The sequence below is a fragment of the Methanomicrobiales archaeon HGW-Methanomicrobiales-1 genome (genome assembly GCA_002839675.1).
Classification (GTDB): domain Archaea; phylum Halobacteriota; class Methanomicrobia; order Methanomicrobiales; family Methanospirillaceae; genus Methanoregula.
On sequence record PGYM01000003.1, the window covers coordinates 146,471 to 167,421 of the forward strand.

Here is a 20,951-nt window from a genome sequence, read left to right on the forward strand (position 1 = left end):
ATCAGGAGATCGCCTTCCGGCAGAGTTCCCCAACGAATTTTCCTGCCTGGTCCATCTTATCCTGCTCCCATTCATCGAGGTGCCATTCCTCGATTGACTGGATCCCGTTTTTGCCGATCCTGACCGGAACCCCGAGCGAACAGCCGGAGATCCCATATTCCCCTTCCAGTACCGATGAGCAGATCACCAGTTCCCGGGCATCCGAGAGTATCATGCGGGTGAGGTGTGCAATATGCAGGGCCGGACCAAAGACCGTCCCTCCCTTGCCTTTGATTACGTCCATGCTCGAGCCCCGCAGCTCGGCAAGGATCTCTTCCCGCATGGGGAGGGGAATCTGGCGGGACAGGGTAGAGAAAACAGGTACCTGGTGCTCGCCATGCTCTCCTAACACAAAGGAAAACCCCGTAATGCCCCGGGAGCGCAGCGCGAGAGAGAATCGCGCACTGTCAAGCTGGCCACCAAATCCTATGCACCGTTCCCGTGGTATTCCCGACTGTTTGCAGAGCAGGTAGTTATTGGCATCCATGGGATTTGTCACCGTAATGACAATGCCATCGAACCCTTTGAGCAGCGCTGCGCACTCGTTGACTGCGACAGCATTTGCATCGAGCAGGTCGGCGCGGGTTTTTACCGAAGGATTGCGGGGGAGGCCGGCAGAACAGATACAGACATCCGCGTCCCGGATTGCCTGTTTATCGGTGATGATATCGGTTTCAAGCCCGGTGTGCTGCAGATCAAGTACCTGCGCTTTGAGCAGTTCCGGTGCACTGTCATACAGGACCAGTTCATCGGCAATTCCCATGGAAGATGCGAGATAAGCGACCTCGCCACCGATTCTGCCAACTCCCACTACCGCAAGGCGCGCCATCTGGTATCAATATGGGTTATGCTAATAATAAATAACGACCATTTCCTGTGGATGGTATTGATCAAACCCGGGCCGGTGAATGTGGGTGGCGTAGCGCTCAATAATCACCTCATACTCGCAGCCGGTGTACTGGGAACAACCGGCACATCACTTGCGCGGATGCTCTCCTTGGGAGCCGGTGGCGTTGTGACCAAATCCATTGGTCCTGAACCCAAGGAGGGTCATGCCGGGCCGTGCCTCGTGGTGCTGGAAGACGGGCTGATAAACGCCATGGGCCTTCCCAACCCTTCGAAGGATTTTATCGAAGAACTCGGGCCTCTTGCACAACAACCCGTTGTTGCAAGTATTTTTGGAGGCAACCCCGAAGAATTCGCGACCGTTGCCGGCTGGTTTAAAGGAAAAGTATCCGGTTTTGAGCTCAATCTCTCCTGCCCGCATGCCGAAGGATATGGCGCTGCGATTGGCAGCGACCCGGCACTGGTGGAAGCCTGCACTCGTGCAGTGAGCAGCACCGGTGTCCCGACGTGGGTCAAACTTACGCCGAATGTCACCGATATTACTGCGATCGGGAAGGCAGCGGAACGGGGCGGGGCAAATGCGATCGTTGCAATCAACACCTTAAAGGCCATGCGCATCTCGACCGGTATCCGGCGCCCCGTGCTCGGCAACCGGTTCGGCGGGTTATCCGGCAGTGCAATTTTTCCTGTTGCGGTCCGGTGTGTGTATGAACTCTATGCGTCGTGCAAAATCCCCATCATAGGTTGTGGGGGCATATCGACCGCTGACAATGTTGTCGAGATGATGATGGCAGGAGCCAGTGCTGTGGAGATCGGCAGTGCGGTTCACGGCGATGTGAACGTCTTTGAGACGATTGCAAAGGAGCTCTATTCCAAGGACGGAATTGATATTGGAGAGATCGTGGGGTGTGCTCATGAGTGACAACGATAAAATGGGACATGTCCCGGTAACGATCGCCCGGGTTAAAACAGAAACTCCGGCTATCCGTTCCTTTGTATTCGAAGAATCTTTTCCTCACGCTCCGGGGCAGTTCGTCATGGTCTGGGTGCCGGGTGTGGATGAGATCCCGATGGCCCTGTCCTCTGAGAACTGCATTACGGTCCAGAAAGTCGGTGATGCAACGAGTGCGCTTTTCGATCTCGGACCGGGTGCAAAGCTGGGGATACGCGGTCCCTTCGGAAACGGGTTTACCAAAGGCGAGAAGATGCTGGCGATTGCCGGGGGTGTTGGTGCAGCCCCGCTCCTTCCTCTTGCCCGGGCAGACTGCGTCATGACGATGCTGCTTGGCGCAAAGAACGAATCCGAACTGCTCTTTGTTGACCAGCTGGATGAATGCACGGATGTGCTTATCGCAACCGATGATGGCTCTTTAGGGCAGAAGGGGTTTGTGACCACCCTCATGGACGATCTCAATCTCGGAGCGTACGACCGGATTGCAGTCTGTGGCCCGGAAGTGATGATGCGTTCTGTGCTCTCGAAAGTCGATGAGAAAGGGATTGCCCATAAAACCGAGTTCTCCCTGCACCGGTACATGAAATGCGGGGTCGGCGTCTGCGGTTCGTGCTGTGTTGACCCCTCCGGGCTCAGGGTATGCCGGGACGGCCCAGTCTTTTCCGGCGACAAGCTCATAAAAAGCGAGTTTGGGAATTATATGCGGGATGCGAGCGGCAGGAAAAAGAAGATTTAAGCTCCGCCCTCACAATTTTCTCTTTTTAAAAATTGTTTTTTCAAATAACTCAATGGTGCCCATCTGAAAATTACGGGCCAGATTTACTGAAAATACGGCACAAGATAAAAACGAGTATCCGGAAATTTCCGGAATCACCACTCATTTCAGGGTGTTGGGATACGGAACGCATTTTGGGGTACGCGAATCTCGAAACGTGCCCCCTCACCCGGCTCGCCGTTTTCTTTGATCGTAAGCCCGGTGATACTTAAAATTTCCCTGGCAAGGAACAGGCCATAACCGGTATTGCGGTAATATTCGCGCTTTAAGATCCGCTCTTTAGATTTCACCGGAATCCCCACCCCGTTATCCTCGTAAATGAGAATGACTTCGTCAGGTGTTTCTTTATAGGAGAACCGGATCCTGGAAACCTTCTCACCGTGGCGCAGTGAATTGTCGACCAGATTGTAGAACACTTTTTTGAGAAATAAATCGGAATAAATTTCAAGATCCCCGAGATCGATTTCGACAGCGATATTGTCGAGATCCAGATTAGTGATCGCTTCTTTTACTGTTTCGTTAACGTTCAGCCACTGGGGAGAACTCGAACCGATATTCTGGTAATCGCGGGTGAACTGTATCTGTTTCTGGATCAACTGGGTAACCTCCTCGATCTTCTGGAGGTGTTCCTGTGTTGTGGGATCGTCGACTAACTCTCTCACAAGGGAGAGGTACATGACAATCGCTGTTATCTGGTTGAGAATGTCATGCCGGGTGATGGATGAAAGCGTGTTAAGTTTCCGGTTTGCCAGCTGGATGGCAGCTTCGAACCGTTTGCGTTCATGGATCTCGGCCTTGAGTTCATCGGTTGAACGTAAAAGTTCCTCTGTCCGCTCCAGTACTCGCTGTTCCAGATCATCCCGGGCTCTCTGGATCACGCTTTCTGCCAGTTTACGCTCGGTGATATCGATTGCAGAACAGACAACAGTATCATCATCTGCCCGTGATGCGGAAACAAGGAACTGGCGTACTGTACCATCACGGGTGTGGAAGAACAGTTCAACCTCAATGGTATTGGTATGGGCCTCGATCTTGTTAATGAACGAATCAAGGCTTAATGGATCCACAAGAATTGTCGATAGGTCCCTGTCGATGAGCTCGGCACGGTTATATCTCAGCATCTGTTCGCATTTCCCGTTCAGCTCCCGGATGCGCAGGGAGATGAGATCGAAGGTAAAAATACCCGCCTGGGAATTTTCAAAAATCCCCCGGTATTTCCGCTCTTCAGTCTTGAGTCCCTGAGCAAAAGATGACGTGACAACACCGATTGTGACAAAGATCACAAACCAGGCTGTGGATACCGCTACCATATTCGGATTAAAATTGCTGAAATAATAGACGAGCAGCAGGTAAATTGTGCTGATAATTAACGAAAAGGCGATACCCCGGCGCGGGTAGATATAGACAAAGAGAATGATGGGCAGGAAATACAGGAAGGAAAATACTTCATAGATTCCATGGGTGAGTGAATAAATGGTTGAATAAATGGAAAGAATGATCGTGATACCAATAGCCAGCGCCCAGTAAACCTGTTTTTTTTTGGAAGCAGGAACCGTCAATTATCTTCCTCTTCGTCATCTACCTGTTTCCCTGACAGGATCGTGCTTTCAAACCGCCTGCGTTCAAGGATCTCGGCCCGCAGTTCTTCATTCATCTTCTCGAGATGTACGGTGCGTTGTCGTACCTGTTCTTCGAGATCCTCTAAGGTTTTTCGTATCTCCTCGTCTACGATCTTGCTTCCGGTGATATCTATGACAGAGCAGAGCAGTTGTTCATGCGTTTCGAGTATTGCAGATATAACAAATCGCAGAAGGGTCCCATCATGAGCCACAAATATCGCTTCAGTCTCGGTGTTGCCCAATCCTTTTTTTGCATTGGAAAAAAACTGCTCCTGTCCTTTTTCGTCAGTCCATATGAGAGAGATCTCTTTTCCTATGAGATCCTGTCTGTCATACCTGAGCCAGCGGGCGCATTTGGCATTTATTTCACGGATACGCCTGGTGCGCAGATTTAGGTAGAAAATACCATCCTGTGAATTTTCGAGAATATTTTTTATCCTGTTACTTTCTTCCTGCAACCTGTTGGCATAAGACGATGCCACAACAGCGATGGTGATAAAGATCGCAAACCATGCAGTGGCCGTAACAACTATAGCGGAGTTGGAAAAGCCGAGCAGGTAAACAAGGCAGATATACATCAGGCTTAAACCAAGAGAAAAAATTACTGCCCGCCGGGGGTAAAAATATACCGCGAGTATGATCGGCAGAATATACAGGAAGGGATAGACTTCAAGGATTCCATGGGTGAGAGAAAAGATGGTGGTGAGGATTGCACCGATACATGCCGCTGCGATGATAAACAGGCGCAGGATCTCTTCATTCTCGCTGGAAAGATGCTCAATTCTGTGCTCCATGAAAAATTACCCCGTTGTTCTGCAATGTTCTCTTATAGTAGTCGATGATTTCATTGCATATATTCTTGCAGGACAAAAACCGTGTTTTTGCATTCCAAAGCAGAAGCAGGGTGCGATAACTGCACCGTTCTTAGTTCCGGACACTATTAATCCGTTCCAGGTCTTCGATCTTATTGATGTTGGTAAACGTGGTCAGTTCGTGATCAATGGCCCGGATCTCATCGATGGAAATATAGTTGGTATTCATACCTTTTACCATGGAACGCAGGGAGAATGAGGTGTGATCTTCAAGATAAGTAACGAGTGCGGTTCTCCGGTAGACTGCATGCAATGGTTCGAGCATATCCGGGTTCCAGCAGGGAATCGCGGCATCATAGCCATCAATCCGGTTGAACAACAGGGTGACAATACGGGGGTCCACACAGGGCATGTCGCAGGCGGATACAAAAATCTCCTCACCGCGCGCTGCCAGGGTCCCGGCATGAAGCCCGCCGATAGGCCCGGTTCCTGTGCGGATGTCGGTGATACACCGGACTCCTTCAATGCGGTTGAACCGTTTGCATTGTTCGGGATCCCGTGCTACCAGGATGATCTCGTCAACAACCTGCGAGAGCGTTTCGATCAGCCGCTCAATGAAGGTCTTGCCCTGGTACGTGAAGAAATACTTCTCCTGGCCGTTTGCGCGACGGGCTTCCCCTCCAACAAGAATCACTGCTGATCTCAAAATCGGCTCTCCGTTGCAAGCTAATTGCTTTTCCTTAATCAGCTAGACTTTTTACCCTGTAGTATTTTACGCATTCCTTTTGCTTCCATGCCAAGCAATGCTTCTTTTATCTCAACGGATGGTGAAAATCCCCCGATACCATTCACTGCAACGATCCGGTGGCAGGGAATGACCAGCGGCGTGGGATTGCGGGCCATTGCCTGTCCAACCACTCTCGGCGCTGTGCCCACGTTTTCTGCAATCTCCCCGTACGTTTTTGTTGTTCCATACTGGACGGTTCGTACTTCCTTGTAAATCCGGCTGTACATGGTGTCATCATGAAGGGCGAAGCTGTCAAGGGCAGAGCAGTCAACGGGTTGCCCCCCGCAGTATTTCCGGATCAATGGGGGGACATCCCCTTCAATTGCGGTGGTGGAAAAATGCACGCGGTGCACTGCTGTATCGTTCCACCAGATCTGGACATACCACAAGCCGAACCGGCAAGAACCGCTTACGATTTCCATTTGCTGATCAGCTCGCGGAACCTGATAACATCGCATTCGATCATCTCTTCCTGCATCCAGCCGGGGAGGGCGTAGCGTACCCGCCGTTCAAGAAACCGTTTCTCCCCCAGCACCAGTACACCGCGATCCTCGGGCGTGCGTAACACCCGGCCGAGCGCTTGCAGGGAGCGGTTCATTGCCGGGAGCGTGTAGCTGATAAATTCCCCCTCCTCTCCGAACTTGTGCCGGAAGTACTCGATCGTCATCTTCCTGACCCGGTTGAACGGTGCGAGCGGTAGCCCGATTACCATGGCACCGTTCAGCATCTCGCCCCGGTAATCGAGCCCTTCGCTCCATTTCCCGCCACAGACGGCAAACATAATGCCGGATTCTCCCCGTGCGGGAAGTGAGAGGAATTCGGTGAGGGCCGATGCAGCAGTAGCAGCATCGCGGGGTTCGACATAGACCTTCTTTCCCCGGAGATGGGGGACTGCGAGGTTTGCAAAGTTTTCGAGGATCTGGTAGCTCGGAAAATAACACGCCCGGTTTCCTTTGAGGGCGGCAAAAGCTTTGATGTAGTCGCTGACGCGGGAGGTATTGTCCTTGTTCTGCCGCATGGAAAATGCCGTTGTGATGTCGTTTGCGCAGGCCACCAGCCGGTTCTCTTTGGGAAATGCGTTGGGGAGCGAGAGTGTGGTTACTTTTGCATCTCCGAAATAGTAGCGCCGGAAACTTTCAACAGGAGAGAGCGTGCCGGAGATCAGGATGCAGCAGGAGTGCGAACCGCAGACTTCGGAGAGAGATGCGGCCGGGTCGATATTGCGCACTTCGAGCGTTATCCCGGCTTCTGTTTTGCGGTATACCGTCAGGTAAGCCGGATCCGTTGAGGAATGGGAGAGCCGGACCATGAATTCAGTCAGCCGTTCTATGGCCGTTTCCCGGAATTCCCCGGCCTGCTGGTTCTTCTCCCGCATTGTTTCAGACAGCCCCATCAGATCGTCAACGATCTCGTCCATCTCTTTGTAGAGGGATTCCCGGACAATCATCCGGTCAAAGATTGCCGGATCAAACCAGTCTTCGGCTTCTACGGAATTGGCAAGACCCCGTATGAACTCAGTAAGCCGGGGCAGCACGTGTTGCACGGCTTCAGCTCCCTTGTGCCGCTTGCGCATGCCGGAAAGTTCGCGGGATGCCTGTTCGAGATCACTCTCCACTAAGGTCACGCTCTCGATACCGGTGATCACATCGCCGCAGTTATGTGCCTCGTCGATGAGGAGCAGGACATCCTGCGGTTCTACCCCGAGATTGGCATAAAGCTGTTCGCGGATGTCGCGATCAAAAAGGTGATGGTAGTTGAGGATGACGACATCGGTGTTCCGCGCTGCCTGCATCATCAGCTCGTACGGGCAGCAGGCACCGGAGAATTCGCTCAGTTCCCGCGGGGGAACTGGATGTGCAATCACCCGGTCGGCTTTGGCCCGGAGTTCTGTTGAGGGCACCATCTTGACCCCCATGGTGTCTGCAGGAACGAACATCTTGCTCGTGATATAATACGGGCAGAGGAGCGGGTGTTCCTTGTCCTGCTTACGGATCTGCTGGATGATGAACGGATCTTTTGCTGGGATAAGTGCCCCCTTATCCGCACGGTCCCGCATGAGGGAGGAGGAGAAAGCCTTGACCCCTTCGCACTTGCGATAGATATCCCCATCCCCGCCAAGCGGGCACATGCTCTTCTTGCCGACAAGGTACACTGTTTTGAGGTGTGGGGCCTTTTTGCGCACCAGTTCGAGTTCGCGGATGAAGGTAGTCAGCTGGCTGACGGTCCGCACCGCGATCACGATCTTCTTCTTGTTCCGCTCGGCAAGGAGTGAAGCAACAACACTCGATTTCCCGCTGCCGGTGGGAGCATCGATCATGGCAATCCCGCCCTCCCGGGCAACCTGCGCCGCGACTTCGAGCATGTGGCGCTGGCCCGGGCGGTATTCGCTGTACGGGAAGTAGGTGTCGATGCTGTCCATTTCGCTTAGTAGGTTTGCTGCTGAAGGTTTTATGGGTGGGGGTGCGGGGCGAAGGTGAGAGAATTTCTTTGGAATGAAAAAATCCATGCTCAACGATCGTTTTTTGGTAAAAAATTCGTGTGTGGATCTGACGCTCCTGGGAGCTAAAGCCCCCGCCGCGTGGGCGTCCCCCTCGAGCGAGATATTACCTGATAGACAAATGAAACCGATCTGATCCGCCGCAGGGGGCGCCCCGCGGGGAGCGGCGGGGGCATCGTTATTGGCGTAAAAGAGTCTCAACCCCCATCATTGTATTTGAAGAGCGGGATTTTCGGACTCAGGCCGTTTCTTTTATGACATTTTGGCATTTATGTTTCCCGCAGTTTTCAGCGTCTGAATTCTGTTACGGCAACAATTCCCTGTTCGTTTCGTGAATTTTTTCCTGCTTCAGACAAGCGTATATATCCAGATGTATTATGACATGGAGATGCACCGATCCGGTAAAGGCTGTTCGCACATCCCTGAAGGAGAAGGAGGCCCGCCCGGTATCAGGATTTTTGCCAGCAAATCACACGGAAGGAGATTATCTTGGAAGCAAATGTAGACAAGGCAACTGATGCGGCAGCACAGAAAAACTATCAGCCCGGCATAATTCCGGACAATCATCCGGTCGCAGAAAAGATATGCATCATAAGAGCGAAGACGGGAGTTATGAGAAATTCCTGCATCCGCACAACACCCGGAGGAAGTTCATGACGCGTGGACGCCCTCCGCTCCAGGCACAGGAGGATGCAAATCCCATCGCAGAGAAGCGTGGGCTGGTCCGCCATTACCAGCACGAGAAAGGAACGGTCTGCGACTTTACCATCATGAACCCGGAACGGGTGGCTTTCGTCCAGGTACGGCGGGTGCGCCGGCTCTGCTGTTCTATCGAAGAACTCGTTCGGGTTTTTTCAGCAGATATTGCGGCGCTCCGGTTCATTGTATCATCGCCCGCGATCTCCCGCGAACTCTGGCTCTGCTCGCCAAAAGGTGTCTGGCGGTTCTTCCGGATCTGCGATCAATCGATCCTTGAGCTGGGGCGGGATGGGATGCCGCTTGCACCGGCCGCACCGGCACTGACAAAGAAAGTCGTTCCAGTGGATCCTGTACCGGCAGCGAAATGAGTGAACAGGTCAACGAGGGTTATCTCAACGTATGCCTTCGATGGTTTCGACGACTATTTATCTTTTTTGGGATGTGACTTCCTGATGAGAGTGTAATTTTTAAAAATTAACGGTCTGTGCAAAAAATGAAACCGATTGTATCAATCCCGCATCTTAAAACGCTCGTGATGGAAATGTCCATCTATAAGATCCAGAAAATTTCACGGATATCCCCGTACCTCAACGCCCATTGTTGAAAAATGCGTATCATTCGTGACAACCGCAGCCCCAACCGATATTGCCGATGAAGCGATGATCGCATCTGCCACGGAAATTCCTGACTGTTTCAACATACCGGCCTCAACGGCAATCTCGGGTGACAGCGGGATAAGGTTCAGCTTCGAGTTCTGGATCTGCATAACCCGGAGCCGGGCGGTTGCAGCATCCGTTTTTCTTGCGTAGATATACGCGAGTTCGGTCAGCGTGATTGTTGCAACGAATCCCTCAGTCTCCCCGCTCTGGACAGACTCAAAGAATTTTCTGATAACCTCCGATCCTTCTTCGCGGCTGAAAAACGCGAGGAACGCGTGCGTGTCAAAGAGCAGTCTTGCAGTCGAGCTCATCGTCCCACTCCTTCCGCATCTCTTTGAGCATGGTTCCGGCATCTTTCATCATGTCAACGCCCCAGAGTTCGGCAATGTTGACAAGCGGCTGGAGCCGGATACCATCGTTCTCCTCCACGAGCACGAGCGAGTCGCCTTCTTTTAAGGAGAATTTTTTCCGGACTTTCGCAGGGATGACGATCTGCCCCTTGGAGGAAAGGGTGACTACTTTCATTGTAAGATATTCATTATTTTGTAAGAAAATATAGTTTTGGCTTACTAGTAAGGTAATTTTGGAAATGTAAGAAAAATTATCTGTGAGTACATGCACCAGGGGTTATACGAGAAGCTCATTCCGGTTGCAGTAATCCCCGACACATTCTCTGACAATGGATGGGGTGGTGCCTGGAACCGGAGCATGATCGCCCGGTGCGGAAATATCCGGAAATACCGGAGTGCTCGCGGTCGATAACAGCCGGGACCGGGACGCTTCTCGCTGGTACACCGGAGATGATGACTTCTGGGACAGAAGGAAAACTCAACAAGATCAACAGCGGTCACACTCTTCACGGGTGTGTAGATTGAAATTAAATCGAACTATTCGGAAATTCCCAATAGTTGAATCACACCTCGCGATACAAAGATTGAAATCTTCTGATTTATAACCGACCATACTTTTTATGAGCACGTTCGATAGTATCGAGATAAAAAATAAAAACGATATCATTTTCAATACGATACAGTGCGGTGTAACTGTGGCTGATATGCAAACGATAAACGGGTTTTTTGCCACGGCAGGTAAACTTTTCTTTATCTCCACCTTTTCCGGGCCAGGGGTCCGTTTTAAGGAGAGATAGTTTTGTCCTTACGATGTGCTGAGTTTTTTCCGGGAGACTCTCAAGAAATGCCAGGGCTTCATCCTCAATGTTGGTTATGAATGACACTATTCAAGCTCCACAAAGTGACCATCCCGCATTTTACGATCAGCATCTTCAAATAACCGGCGGCGTTTCTCCCTGGCTACCATATCTGAGAGGACCTGATCAAAGGTCTGTCCCGGCTCGCGGAGTTCGTAAAGTTCCTCCCACGTGCTTGGGCGAACCGGTATTCTTTTTGTTGAGCATTCAGAAGCGGACATAAGTACCACGTGGGTGCTGTAAGGATTTACTTATTTGCAATAATTCCTTAATTCCTTAACAAAATCACATCCACAAATGCAACATTCACCAAAATATTGAGGGAAACGCTGAATTCGCTTATGGAAAGATTTCATCAAAAATATATTGTGTAACGCCATAAAAAAATTGTGATAAGACGTTTTTCGCTATATCCCCCCTCCGGTCCCCTGCATTGATCAACAGCTTGTCCACGTCCGCACGAACCAGTTAATCCCGCTGACACACCTTCCTCCAGATGCAGTCATGTCCGGGGGTGTCTCGATCCGGGGTCTCCGTCGGGAGTGAGATCCCCCGGGAGTATCGAAAAGGGACCCGGACTCATTTTTAAAATCGGGCTCCTTTTGGCAAATGGGGGTTGAAATGAGCGATTTAAAAAAACCATTTTTCGCTTGATCCCGGGAAAGTGCCGAATTCGTATAAAATGGAGCTATATATTTTCTGATTCGTTCATTTTGGACGCTTTTCGAGGTTAATCCCTATAATATGAACCCGGAAAAGTGCGCTAACAGGCTCTTTTGGATTGACGATCGGGATTGGGATCACGGGAGATTACTGGCAGGGGGTCCGGGAAGGGGTTTTTGTATTCTACTCCGGAATGTTCAGGATATTTTCCTCAAGAAGCCACTTCCAGACCGGTTTGATGATAATAGTTTTCCCGTCGGATTCCAGCATATCCTCTTGATCGTACGTAAGGATCATTCCCTGCGTTAACTTAAATTCGGCCATTGCCTTAAGCAGGCCTCCGGTCTCCCGGTCCCGGTTTTCTTTCGTGAATTCATAGCAGACCTGGATCGCACCAATGATCTTCTTTTTGTCTTTGAGAATGAAATCGCATTCCTGGTCCCCGGCAAAGTAAAAAATTTCACTGCCTCTCCTCATGAGATCGATAAAGACAATATTTTCAAGGACTCTCCCTTTATCCGGGGAAAGGGAAAAGCCGCTTATAGCACTGAATGCCGTATCGATGATATAGATCTTGCGGGGAGAATTGAGCTGTTTTTTTACTGAATAATCGAACCGCAGGAGTTCAAAGAACAGGTACGCACCACTGAGATACGAAATATATTCCTTGACCGTGATCGCGTTCATCAGCCCCAGGGTTTTTTTCAGGGAATTGTACGTGAAGGGAAGTGTGACGGTGGAGGCGAGGATTCCCACGAGTTCCCGTACGAGCCGCTGTCTACGGATGGAGTACCGTGCAATAATATCGCGGTAGAGGATGTTGTCATACAGGGTCTGGATATAATCGGGGTCATTGTTTGCGAGGTATTCCGGCATCCCCCCGCTTTCGGTATAGCGACCGAACAACCTGATCAGGTTTACTTTCTCTTCCGGAATGTACAGCGATTCTTTCTTCATCGTTGTCTTCTGGAACCGGAGAAATTCAACAAAGGAGAACGGGTAGACTTCGAAGAGCTTGTATCTGCCGGTAAGCCGGGTGCCGAATTCCCGGCTGAGCAGGGAGGCGTTGGAGCCGGTGAGGATAACTTTTTTGCCGCTGTCCTGGAGCCGCCGGACAAATGTCTCAAACTTTTCCACGTTCTGGACCTCGTCAAAAAAATACGTGCCGGCCGGCCCATACACTTCAATGAGAACCTCATCGAGTATGCTGAAATCTTCCGCACGGAAACTCAGCAGCCGCTCGTCTTCGAAATTGACGTAACAGTAATCCTTCCGGGTCTGCATGATCTGCTTTAAGAGCGTGGACTTCCCGCATCTCCTTATGCCCGCCAGGATGATCACCCGGTCATCGTCAAGTGCTGCGAGAACCTGGTTAAAGAGCGAGCGCTCGACAAAATCCCCCCTCTTTTCGATCTGGATTTTCTGCTGGATCACGAGATGCCGTAACAGCTCTTTCGAGACCATACTAATTACTAATTAGCAGAGATGATAAAAGTTACTCATTGGTAATTAGTGGAAATGGGTTCTTGCTCCCCTGGTATCTTCACGGGGTCCGTCGGTGATCGGGGAAGGCGATCCTGCGTTTGGGGATGTGACCTGTGGGAGATCTGCGACTTTTCAAAATGCGCTTATTTTGGCAAACGGAGGTTGAAATGGGAGAATCGGAAAAACCCGGATTTTGCAAAAAATCTGAAAAGTGTCGAATTCGCGGAAAATGGAGCTATATATTTTCGGTTCTATTCATTTTGGACGCTGTTCGTCTTAAATGCATCTAATCTGGACCCGGAAAAGTGCGCTAACAGGCGCTATTGGATTGAGGATAGGATCCGGGGTTCCTGGAGATACTGGCAGAGGGTCCGGGAGGTGTTTTCTAGGATGTCCGGAAGAGGGAAAGATATGTTTTTCAGACGTATGATGTTGTGCGGGTCTCACTTTCGCGGCGCGATAAGTAATGTTTATCGTGTGATGCGTGGACAAGTCATTCACCTGAGAAAAATGTTGAGATTGACTGAATTTTAAAAACCAAACTCTTGCTATGTTTTACGCACATACCACAAAAAATCCAAATAAATCTGACTGGCAACTTCTTGAAAAACATCTCACCAATGTTGCAAAAATTTCTCAACAGTTTGCCAATGATTTCAACGCGGGTGATCTGGCATATACCAGTGGACTCCTTCACGATCTTGGAAAATATTCCCCGGAATTCCAGAGACGTCTTGAGGGTGCCAACATCCATGTTGATCATTCCACTGCTGGCGCAATTGAGGCTGAAAAATTATTTCATAAATCATACGGATTGCTTTTTGCATATGCGGTAACCGGACATCATGGGGGCTTACTGAATTATGGCAGCAGTGAGAGCGGCCTGGGCGAGCGTTTACACAAATCAGGTTTACCGGATTATTCTTCTTACAAAAATGAAATAACAATTCCGGACCAAAACGCGTTTCATCTTACCTTGAAACCATTCCCGAAAAAAAATGGATTTTGTATTTCTTTTTTTACGCGGATGCTTTATTCCTGCCTGGTGGATGCGGACTCCCTGGATACGGAGAAATTTGCAAATCCGGAAAAAACTTCTGTCCGGGGACAATATGAGACGTTCGACATACTCAGTAAAAAATTCGAAGAGCACATGCGCATAAAAAATTCTGGCGCTGAAGATAACCGGATAAACCGGGAACGAAAGAAAATTTATGCGCAGTGTATTGAGGCCGCTCCCCTTCCCCCGCAGATGTTTTCTCTGACTGTGCCTACGGGTGGGGGCAAGACACTAGCTTCAATGGCATTTGCGCTTGAGCATCTGAAGAAAAATAATCTGAAGCGGATCTTCTACATAATTCCCTACACCAGCATCATCGAGCAGAATGCCAAGGTTTTCAGAGATATTTTTGGGAGCCGGAATGTACTGGAACATCACAGCAATTTCGATCCGGGAAAAATCGATACCGATGATGTGGATAACGGGAAAGAAGCACTCCTCATTTCCACGGAAAACTGGGACATGCCGATTGTTGTTACAACCAATGTCCAGTTCTTCGAGTCGCTCTTTTCCAACAAACGATCACGATGCCGGAAGCTGCATAATCTGGCAAAAAGTGTAATCATTCTTGATGAAGCCCAAATGCTGCCAACCGGGTACCTGGAACCCTGTCTCGCAGCATTGTCGGAACTCGTCCGCAACTATGGCACAACGGTAATCATCTGTACCGCGACGCAGCCGAAACTTGGCGACCTTCTGGATGAAAGTGTCAGGCCCCGGGAGATCATGCACTCACCGGACCAATTGTACGAATCGTTCAAGCGGGTACGGGTGACAGAACTCGGTGCGATAAACGATACCGATCTCTCGATCAGACTGCGGGAACACCGTCAGGTATTGTGCATAGTGAATACACGGAAGCACGCGAGGAACCTATTCGATGTACTGGAAAAATCCGGGAACTGTTATCATCTCAGTGCGAGGATGTGCCCGGTTCATCGCAGAGAAAAAATTGCGGAAATCAAAAAACTCCTCAAGGATGGATCTGACTGCCGGGTTATCTCCACGCAGCTTATCGAAGCGGGTGTGGACATTGATTTCCCTGTAGTGTACCGGACGATGACCGGAGTCGATTCGATTGCACAGGCTACCGGGAGATGCAACCGCGAAGGGAAATTACCGGAAGGCGAGGTATTCGTTTTCAAATCCACGGAGACGTATGGGAAAGCGACTTCGTGGCAAAATCTTGTTGCAGATGTTGGCGAAATGGCTCTTGCTGGATCACGCGATCCTCTCTCGCTTATTACGGTGGCGGATTATTTCAGACGATTATATCATTTCAAGGAAGATGGTGGTTTGGACGAAAAGAAAATTTTAGAGATGCTGAGAGATCCTGATGGTGAATTCGCATTTCCTTTTGAAGAGGTCGCGACGGCTTTCAGGATAATTGAAGAAGGAACAAAGGATCTGATCATTCCGTACGATGACAACGCCAAATCAAAGATCAGCAAACTTCGTACAACGGATTTTCCCTGGAAATTAGTCCGGGAACTTCAGGGCTACACGGTCAGTATCTATCCCAATGAATTCAGGGAGCTGGAACATGTGAACGCGGTTGAAACTATTGGCGACCGGTTTTATATTTTGAAATCTTGTGACGATTACTCTTGTAAAACTGGCCTGAAGAATCGTACAGATCAGAAGACTGAAGGATCATTGTTAATCTTTTAAGGAGGTGGTGGATATCGGATTTGGAATCAAACTGAAAGTATGGGGGGATTATGCCTGCTTCACACGCCCCGAAATGAAAGTTGAGCGGGTGAGTTATGACGTGATGACACCCTCGGCTGCCCGGGGAATTCTTGAAGCGATTTACTGGAAGCCTGCGATTGTCTGGGAGATCGACCGCATTCATGTCATGAAACCGGTCAGGTTCGACAACATCCGCAGGAACGAAGTGCTGGGAAAAATTCCTATGGATTCTGTAAAAGGAGCTTTCCAGGGACGTGAAGCTGTGCTCTTCAAGGATGCCAATGACGAGCGGGTCCAGCGTGCCTCGCTGGTTCTCCGGGATGTTTGCTATTACGTCGAGGCGCACTTCAACATGACTGACAAGGCCGGCCCGGAAGATTCTGTGGAGAAGCACTACAATGTTGCCCTTCGGAGAATGCGAAAGGGGCAGTGCTTCCACCACCCGTATTTCGGATGCCGGGAATTCCCGGTGCAGTTCGAGTTTGTTGACGGTGAGATTCCAAGATCTGAATTGGACGGGAAAAAAGATCTCGGGCTCATGCTTTGGGATATCGACTTTGCCCACGACATGAAAGCGATCTTCTTCAGGGCCGAGATGAACGAAGGTGTGATCGATGTGCAGAAGAGTCTCCGCAGCGGGGTGTTCTCGTGATCATCCAGTCCCTTGTCCGGTATTATGATATTCTTGCTGGAGATGATTCGGTAACAATATCAAGACCCGGCTATAGCCCAGCAAAGGTTACTTTCGCACTCGTGATTTCGACAGATGGGAAACTATCAAATATCATTGATCTCCGGACCGACGGGAAGAAAAAACAGCCAAAAATATTCGAAGTCCCTTACCAAAAGGATCACTCAAACAAAGTCGAACCTCATTTTGTTTGCGACAATTCGAAGTATGTTTTTGGCGTAGACAAAATGAAAAATGACTTAAAAAAGAAAAATACTCCTCCGAAATCTGATGAGGTGACGATACTTGAAGATAAAGAGAATGAAGCGATTGTAACAACTAAACGTTCTCTGGAATGTTTCGAGCAATTCCGGATTTTTCATCATGTGTTATTGAAAAATACAGATGATACAGAGATCAAATCATTTCTGAAATTTCTCGATAACTGGAAGCCGGAATTATTTCTTGAAAATCCTAAAATTGTTGAATTTAAAGATGAGATCCTTAATGGTGGAAACTTTGTATTCGATATTGCAGGTAATTACCTCCACAAGAATTCTGTGGTTAAAATTGCGTGGGAAGAGAACGGATCATCAGAAGCATCCGGAGAAAAAACGGTTGCACAATGTCTTGTAAGTGGAAAAATAGGACCGATAAGCCGTCTGCATAAAAAAATAATAGGAGTTTACGGCCCTAATGCTCAGTCATCGGGCACATCTCTTGTCAGTTTCAATGATGATTCTTTTTGCTCGTATGGTAAAGAGAAGAGTTACAACGCTCCAATCAGTGAATCGGTGATGTTCAAGTACACGACTGCGCTGAATCACCTCCTCGAACGTGAAAGCAAGAACCGGCTTCAGATCGGCGACACAACAACGATATTCTGGGCCGAAACCGATAAAAAAAAGTATGTAAATCTTGCTCTTTGCTTTATCGATCCTATCGAAGATCAAGCAGAGTCTATTGGGGAACCACAATCGGAGACAAAAAGACAGGACCGTCAGACCCGCCAGCTTGTCAGCGATATTCTCCAGAAAGTCAGGAGCGGGGAGCATCTGGAAGAAAAAGATCTTGGTGTGGACCCCGAGAAGACGAATTTCTTTATCCTTGGATTATCGCCCAATAATGCACGGCTTGCCGTCCGTTACTGGTACCAGGATAATTTCGGGAATTTCATCGCGCGTGTTGCACGCCACCATCTCGATATGGAGATCGATCGGGATGATCGCGGACCGCAGTACATTTCTGTGTATCGCCTGCTGAGAGAGACCGTTCCCCAGAATTCCAGCGACAAGGCGTCGTCCCCGCTGCTTGGGGGTCTCCTCATGCGGTCGATTCTTGATAATACGCCGTACCCCGTACCGATGTACAATGCAATCCTGAACCGGGTGAAAGTCGAACGATCGATCAATTATGCCCGGGCCGGTTTTATCAAAGCCTGCCTGATCCGTCTTGCACGAGCTAGGGCAAACCATGAAGAGGATATGATTACCGTGAGTCTGAACGAAGAAAGCCAAAATGTGCCATACCGCCTTGGAAGATTGTTTGCGGTACTGGAAAAGACGCAGAGCGATACGAACAGGGAGATGAAGAGCACCATCAACAGCAAGTACTTCAGCAGTGCGTCAACGACACCGGCTGTTGTGTTCCCGGTGCTCCTGAAACTTGCCCAGCACCACATCGCAAAATCGGATTGGGGATTCAAATCGAACCAGTGGATTGAGGATGTTCTGATGGGAGTCGATGCATTTCCAACGTACCTGAACCTTGAGGAGCAGGGAATGTTCATGCTCGGGTACTATCACCAGCGGAAAGCGTTTTTCAAAAAGAAAGAGAGCAGTGGAGAAAAAATGGAGGATAAAAAATGAGCGAAGTCATCAAGAACCGGTATGAGTTTGTATTGTTGTTTGATGTCGAGAACGGAAACCCTAACGGTGATCCCGATATGGGGAATATGCCGAGAGTTGATCCCCAGACCGGGTACGGCATCGTGACCGATGTCTGTCTCAAGCGGAAGATCCGGGATTATGTCGATATGGTGAAGGAAGGAAAAGAGGGGTATGACATCTATGTCAAAGATGGCGTTGTCCTCAATGAACAGCACACGAAAGCATATGCCGCTCTTGGGAGGAAGCCGGATTCGAAGAAACCCAAAGATGATGAGCTGACGAAATTCATGTGCAAGAATTTCTTTGACATTCGCGCATTCGGCGCAGTTATGGCTCTTGAAGTGAACTGCGGCCAGGTCCGGGGGCCTGTCCAGCTCACGTTTTCCCGGAGCCAGGACCCGATCTTCCAGCAGGAAGTAACGATCACACGGCAGGCCGTTGCAAATGCAAAGGACGCCGAGAAAGGTCAGACGATGGGTAAGAAGCAGATCGTGCCGTACGGCCTGTACCGTGCGGAGGGTTACATCTCCGCACACCTTGCAAAGAAGACGACCGGATTCTCTGAAGAAGATCTGGCCCTGCTCTGGGAGAGCCTTGTCAATATGTTCGAGCACGATCATTCAGCCTCCCGGGGGAAACTCTCCGCGAAGAAACTGATTGTCTTCAAGCACGACAATGAACTTGGGTGCTGTCAGTCTCACATCCTATTCGACAAGGTCAAGGTCGAGCGACTCGCAAAGGATCTCCCGCCACGCTCGTTCGGGGATTACAAGGTTACAATTGCAAAAGATGTTCCCAAAGGTGTCGAGATTATTGAAAAGTTATGAGCGATAAACGCCATACCGATGACGAACTGCTGATGTTATCCGGCATCCAGCATTTTCGTTTTTGCAAACGGCAATGGGCTCTTATCCACGTCGAGCGCCAGTGGGAAGACAATCTCCGGACCGCAGAAGGCCACATTATTCACGAACGAGTCGATGATCCATTCCTGAATGAATCCCGGGGGGATGTTGTGATCTCCCGGGCTTTCCCTCTTGTCTCATACTCATTGGGACTGAATGGCGTCGCCGATGTGATCGAATATTCCCGCTCCGATCAAGGCATTCCCATACTCGGTTTCGAAGGACTTTGGACAATGAAGCCAGTGGAATACAAGCGGGGCAAGCCGAAGATCGATGAGCGCGATGAAGTCCAGCTCTGCGCACAGGTCATGTGCCTGGAAGAAATGTTTGGCGTGAGGATCGATGAAGCAGATTTTTACTATAACGAGATCCGTAGGAGACAGCACCTGAAGATTACCGATGAATTACGCAGCCTTGTTTCATTGCTGGCAGAGGAAATGCACACAATATTCCGGAAAGGTATCACACCGGCAGCTGAAAGTGGGATGAATTGTGCTCAGTGCTCCCTCATTGATGTTTGTGTTCCGAAACTGACAAAGAAAAAGAGTTCAGTTCGCAATTATATCGGGAGGCATATTGAGGAGGCTCGCGCTCTTGATTGCTGATATTGTTTCTATTTTCCGTGAAATTGGTCCAGCCGCCCATGGAGTTTTCAAATTATGAAAAAATTGCTCAACACCCTTTACGTCACAACTCCTGATTCATTTCTTCACCGCGATGGAGAGAATGTCATCATCAAGGTTGGCCATGAGGAAAAATTCCGGATCCCCATCCATAATCTTGAAGGAATTGTCTGTTTCGGTTACATGGGTGCGAGTCCCCACCTGATGCAGTTGTGTTCAGAAAACCACGTCGGTCTCTCATTCCTTACACCCTATGGAAAATTTCTCGGGCGGGTGAGTGGCCGGGTCAGGGGCAATGTCCTGTTGCGACGTACCCAGTACCGCATCGCAGACAATAGCGAGGGATCGTTGGATATCGCAAAATGTTTTATCGCAGGAAAGATCGTCAATTGCAGGACGGTTCTTGGGCGGAGCATCCGCGATCACGGTGAAGTGGTTGGCCGTGAAAAGATCCGGTGCGCTGACAATCTTCTCATTGAGAACCTGATGAAAATAGAAGGTTGTACAAATGCTGACACACTCAGGGGCATCGAAGGAAATTCCGCGAAATTTTATTTCGATGTTCTGGACGAGCTGATCCTCAAGCAGAAAAATGATTTCTTTATCCGCGACAGAAACCGGCGGCCTCCCCGAGACAATATGAATGCCCTTCTATCATTTCTCTACACCCTTCTTGCACATGATATGGAATCCGCGCTGGAAACGGTTGGACTCGACCCGTATGTTGGGTTCTTCCACACTGACCGGCCCGGAAGGGCAAGTCTTGCATTGGATATGATGGAAGAACTCCGGCCATTCATTGCGGATCGTCTTGCGCTGAACCTGGTGAATTTGCAGCAGGTGTGTGGCGATGATTTCCTGAAAAAAGAAGGAGGGGGGATACTCCTGACTGACAAAGGGCGTAAGGAAGTGCTTGGTGCCTGGCAGAAGAGGAAACAGGATGAGATCACTCACCCCTACCTGAACGAAAAAATTCCGATCGGTCTCCTGCCGTACGTGCAGTCAATGCTGATGGCCCGGTACCTGCGTGGGGATATTGACGGTTATCCGCCGTTCTTTATGAACTGAGGTG

General features: G+C 49.7%; 22 protein-coding genes. 11 read left to right on the forward strand and 11 right to left on the reverse strand.

Annotation, left to right across the window (positions count from 1 at the left end):
• Position 1: 1 nt before the first annotated feature.
• Positions 2 to 868 carry a lactate dehydrogenase gene (locus CVV30_10205; GenBank protein PKL68288.1) on the reverse strand — a complete coding sequence of 289 codons (867 nt, stop codon included), beginning with the start codon at positions 866 to 868 and terminating at the stop codon, positions 2 to 4.
• Between the two features lie 51 nt (positions 869 to 919).
• Here CVV30_10205 and CVV30_10210 point away from each other — a divergent pair, with 51 nt between their 5' ends.
• Both CVV30_10210 and CVV30_10215 read left to right on the forward strand, forming a co-directional pair.
• The gene (locus CVV30_10210; GenBank protein ID PKL68289.1) at positions 920 to 1,807 is read left to right on the forward strand and encodes a dihydroorotate dehydrogenase; all 888 of its coding nucleotides are present in this window, start codon (positions 920 to 922) and stop codon (positions 1,805 to 1,807) included.
• Positions 1,800 to 2,573, forward strand: coding sequence for a dihydroorotate dehydrogenase electron transfer subunit (locus tag CVV30_10215; GenBank protein ID PKL68290.1), 774 nt, complete (start codon positions 1,800 to 1,802; stop codon positions 2,571 to 2,573). The genes CVV30_10210 and CVV30_10215 overlap by 8 nt, the downstream gene beginning before the upstream one ends.
• Positions 2,574 to 2,719: 146 nt before the next feature.
• Here the strand turns inward: CVV30_10215 and CVV30_10220 are convergent, their stop codons facing one another.
• The 5 genes from CVV30_10220 to CVV30_10240 all read right to left on the reverse strand — a co-directional run bounded on the left by CVV30_10220 (position 2,720) and on the right by CVV30_10240 (position 8,249).
• Positions 2,720 to 4,171, reverse strand: coding sequence for a histidine kinase (locus tag CVV30_10220; protein ID PKL68291.1), 1,452 nt, complete (start codon positions 4,169 to 4,171; stop codon positions 2,720 to 2,722).
• Entirely contained in the window at positions 4,168 to 5,025 is an 858-nt protein-coding gene (locus tag CVV30_10225) for a hypothetical protein (GenBank protein PKL68292.1), read from the reverse strand. The genes CVV30_10220 and CVV30_10225 overlap by 4 nt, the downstream gene beginning before the upstream one ends.
• A 130-nt stretch (positions 5,026 to 5,155) precedes the next feature.
• Positions 5,156 to 5,749 carry a molybdenum cofactor guanylyltransferase gene (locus tag CVV30_10230; protein ID PKL68293.1) on the reverse strand — a complete coding sequence of 198 codons (594 nt, stop codon included), beginning with the start codon at positions 5,747 to 5,749 and terminating at the stop codon, positions 5,156 to 5,158.
• Between the two features lie 38 nt (positions 5,750 to 5,787).
• The gene (locus CVV30_10235; protein PKL68294.1) at positions 5,788 to 6,252 is read right to left on the reverse strand and encodes a cysteine methyltransferase; all 465 of its coding nucleotides are present in this window, start codon (positions 6,250 to 6,252) and stop codon (positions 5,788 to 5,790) included.
• Positions 6,240 to 8,249, reverse strand: coding sequence for a helicase (locus tag CVV30_10240; protein PKL68295.1), 2,010 nt, complete (start codon positions 8,247 to 8,249; stop codon positions 6,240 to 6,242). The genes CVV30_10235 and CVV30_10240 overlap by 13 nt, the downstream gene beginning before the upstream one ends.
• A gap of 731 nt (positions 8,250 to 8,980) precedes the next feature.
• On the opposite strand from CVV30_10240, the gene CVV30_10245 reads away from it, so the two are divergent.
• A complete protein-coding gene (locus CVV30_10245) occupies positions 8,981 to 9,394 on the forward strand; it encodes a hypothetical protein (GenBank protein PKL68296.1) in 414 nt (137 codons plus the stop codon).
• 200 nt (positions 9,395 to 9,594) lie between these two features.
• Here the strand turns inward: CVV30_10245 and CVV30_10250 are convergent, their stop codons facing one another.
• Together CVV30_10250 and CVV30_10255 are read right to left on the reverse strand one after the other, a co-directional pair.
• Positions 9,595 to 10,038, reverse strand: a complete 444-nt coding sequence (locus CVV30_10250) for a hypothetical protein (protein ID PKL68297.1) — start codon at positions 10,036 to 10,038, stop codon at positions 9,595 to 9,597.
• Positions 9,968 to 10,210: an AbrB family transcriptional regulator gene (locus tag CVV30_10255; GenBank protein ID PKL68298.1), complete on the reverse strand. Its 243-nt coding sequence runs from the start codon at positions 10,208 to 10,210 to the stop codon at positions 9,968 to 9,970. Before CVV30_10255 ends, CVV30_10250 begins: the two co-directional genes overlap by 71 nt.
• A gap of 158 nt (positions 10,211 to 10,368) precedes the next feature.
• On the opposite strand from CVV30_10255, the gene CVV30_10260 reads away from it, so the two are divergent.
• Positions 10,369 to 10,560 (forward strand): hypothetical protein, encoded by a 192-nt coding sequence (locus CVV30_10260; GenBank protein ID PKL68299.1) that lies wholly within the window; start codon positions 10,369 to 10,371, stop codon positions 10,558 to 10,560.
• Between the two features lie 74 nt (positions 10,561 to 10,634).
• Here the strand turns inward: CVV30_10260 and CVV30_10265 are convergent, their stop codons facing one another.
• The 3 genes from CVV30_10265 to CVV30_10275 all read right to left on the reverse strand — a co-directional run bounded on the left by CVV30_10265 (position 10,635) and on the right by CVV30_10275 (position 13,019).
• Entirely contained in the window at positions 10,635 to 10,919 is a 285-nt protein-coding gene (locus tag CVV30_10265; protein PKL68300.1) for a hypothetical protein, read from the reverse strand.
• Complete coding sequence (locus CVV30_10270; protein ID PKL68301.1) at positions 10,919 to 11,113, reverse strand: hypothetical protein; 195 nt, start codon at positions 11,111 to 11,113, stop codon at positions 10,919 to 10,921. The genes CVV30_10265 and CVV30_10270 overlap by 1 nt, the downstream gene beginning before the upstream one ends.
• A gap of 625 nt (positions 11,114 to 11,738) precedes the next feature.
• On the reverse strand, positions 11,739 to 13,019 hold the full coding sequence (locus CVV30_10275) for an ATPase (protein PKL68302.1): 1,281 nt from the start codon (positions 13,017 to 13,019) through the stop codon (positions 11,739 to 11,741).
• 183 nt (positions 13,020 to 13,202) lie between these two features.
• Between CVV30_10275 and CVV30_10280 the strand changes: the two genes are divergently transcribed.
• The 7 genes from CVV30_10280 to CVV30_10310 are packed head-to-tail and all read left to right on the forward strand — an operon-like array spanning position 13,203 to position 20,947.
• Positions 13,203 to 13,574 (forward strand): hypothetical protein, encoded by a 372-nt coding sequence (locus CVV30_10280; GenBank protein ID PKL68303.1) that lies wholly within the window; start codon positions 13,203 to 13,205, stop codon positions 13,572 to 13,574.
• A 16-nt stretch (positions 13,575 to 13,590) separates the two neighbouring features.
• Positions 13,591 to 15,771, forward strand: a complete 2,181-nt coding sequence (locus tag CVV30_10285; protein PKL68304.1) for a CRISPR-associated helicase/endonuclease Cas3 — start codon at positions 13,591 to 13,593, stop codon at positions 15,769 to 15,771.
• 7 nt (positions 15,772 to 15,778) lie between these two features.
• Positions 15,779 to 16,444: a type I-C CRISPR-associated protein Cas5 gene (gene cas5c, locus CVV30_10290; protein ID PKL68305.1), complete on the forward strand. Its 666-nt coding sequence runs from the start codon at positions 15,779 to 15,781 to the stop codon at positions 16,442 to 16,444.
• Positions 16,441 to 18,330 carry a type I-C CRISPR-associated protein Cas8c/Csd1 gene (gene cas8c / locus CVV30_10295; GenBank protein PKL68306.1) on the forward strand — a complete coding sequence of 630 codons (1,890 nt, stop codon included), beginning with the start codon at positions 16,441 to 16,443 and terminating at the stop codon, positions 18,328 to 18,330. The genes cas5c and cas8c overlap by 4 nt, the downstream gene beginning before the upstream one ends.
• Positions 18,327 to 19,178 carry a type I-C CRISPR-associated protein Cas7/Csd2 gene (gene cas7c / locus CVV30_10300; GenBank protein PKL68307.1) on the forward strand — a complete coding sequence of 284 codons (852 nt, stop codon included), beginning with the start codon at positions 18,327 to 18,329 and terminating at the stop codon, positions 19,176 to 19,178. The genes cas8c and cas7c overlap by 4 nt, the downstream gene beginning before the upstream one ends.
• Positions 19,175 to 19,861 carry a CRISPR-associated protein Cas4 gene (gene cas4 / locus CVV30_10305; GenBank protein ID PKL68308.1) on the forward strand — a complete coding sequence of 229 codons (687 nt, stop codon included), beginning with the start codon at positions 19,175 to 19,177 and terminating at the stop codon, positions 19,859 to 19,861. Before cas7c ends, cas4 begins: the two co-directional genes overlap by 4 nt.
• A gap of 54 nt (positions 19,862 to 19,915) precedes the next feature.
• Positions 19,916 to 20,947: a subtype I-C CRISPR-associated endonuclease Cas1 gene (locus tag CVV30_10310; protein PKL68309.1), complete on the forward strand. Its 1,032-nt coding sequence runs from the start codon at positions 19,916 to 19,918 to the stop codon at positions 20,945 to 20,947.
• The last annotated feature ends 4 nt before the right edge of the window (positions 20,948 to 20,951 follow it).

Excerpts from the sequence above, each read along its gene's own strand:
- CVV30_10245 (PKL68296.1), top strand. The coding sequence starts at position 8,981 with ATGACGCGTGGACGCCCTCCGCTCCAGGCACAGGAGGATGCAAATCCC.
- CVV30_10225 (PKL68292.1), bottom strand. The coding sequence starts at position 5,025 with ATGGAGCACAGAATTGAGCATCTTTCCAGCGAGAATGAAGAGATCCTG.
- CVV30_10250 (PKL68297.1), bottom strand. The coding sequence starts at position 10,038 with ATGCCGGAACCATGCTCAAAGAGATGCGGAAGGAGTGGGACGATGAGC.
- CVV30_10255 (PKL68298.1), bottom strand. The coding sequence starts at position 10,210 with ATGAAAGTAGTCACCCTTTCCTCCAAGGGGCAGATCGTCATCCCTGCG.
- CVV30_10310 (PKL68309.1), top strand. The coding sequence starts at position 19,916 with ATGAAAAAATTGCTCAACACCCTTTACGTCACAACTCCTGATTCATTT.
- CVV30_10215 (PKL68290.1), top strand. The coding sequence starts at position 1,800 with ATGAGTGACAACGATAAAATGGGACATGTCCCGGTAACGATCGCCCGG.
- cas4 (PKL68308.1), top strand. The coding sequence starts at position 19,175 with ATGAGCGATAAACGCCATACCGATGACGAACTGCTGATGTTATCCGGC.
- cas7c (PKL68307.1), top strand. The coding sequence starts at position 18,327 with ATGAGCGAAGTCATCAAGAACCGGTATGAGTTTGTATTGTTGTTTGAT.
- CVV30_10210 (PKL68289.1), top strand. The coding sequence starts at position 920 with ATGGTATTGATCAAACCCGGGCCGGTGAATGTGGGTGGCGTAGCGCTC.
- CVV30_10235 (PKL68294.1), bottom strand. The coding sequence starts at position 6,252 with ATGGAAATCGTAAGCGGTTCTTGCCGGTTCGGCTTGTGGTATGTCCAG.
- CVV30_10285 (PKL68304.1), top strand. The coding sequence starts at position 13,591 with ATGTTTTACGCACATACCACAAAAAATCCAAATAAATCTGACTGGCAA.
- CVV30_10205 (PKL68288.1), bottom strand. The coding sequence starts at position 868 with ATGGCGCGCCTTGCGGTAGTGGGAGTTGGCAGAATCGGTGGCGAGGTC.
- CVV30_10240 (PKL68295.1), bottom strand. The coding sequence starts at position 8,249 with ATGGACAGCATCGACACCTACTTCCCGTACAGCGAATACCGCCCGGGC.
- CVV30_10260 (PKL68299.1), top strand. The coding sequence starts at position 10,369 with ATGGGGTGGTGCCTGGAACCGGAGCATGATCGCCCGGTGCGGAAATAT.
- CVV30_10270 (PKL68301.1), bottom strand. The coding sequence starts at position 11,113 with ATGTCCGCTTCTGAATGCTCAACAAAAAGAATACCGGTTCGCCCAAGC.
- CVV30_10275 (PKL68302.1), bottom strand. The coding sequence starts at position 13,019 with ATGGTCTCGAAAGAGCTGTTACGGCATCTCGTGATCCAGCAGAAAATC.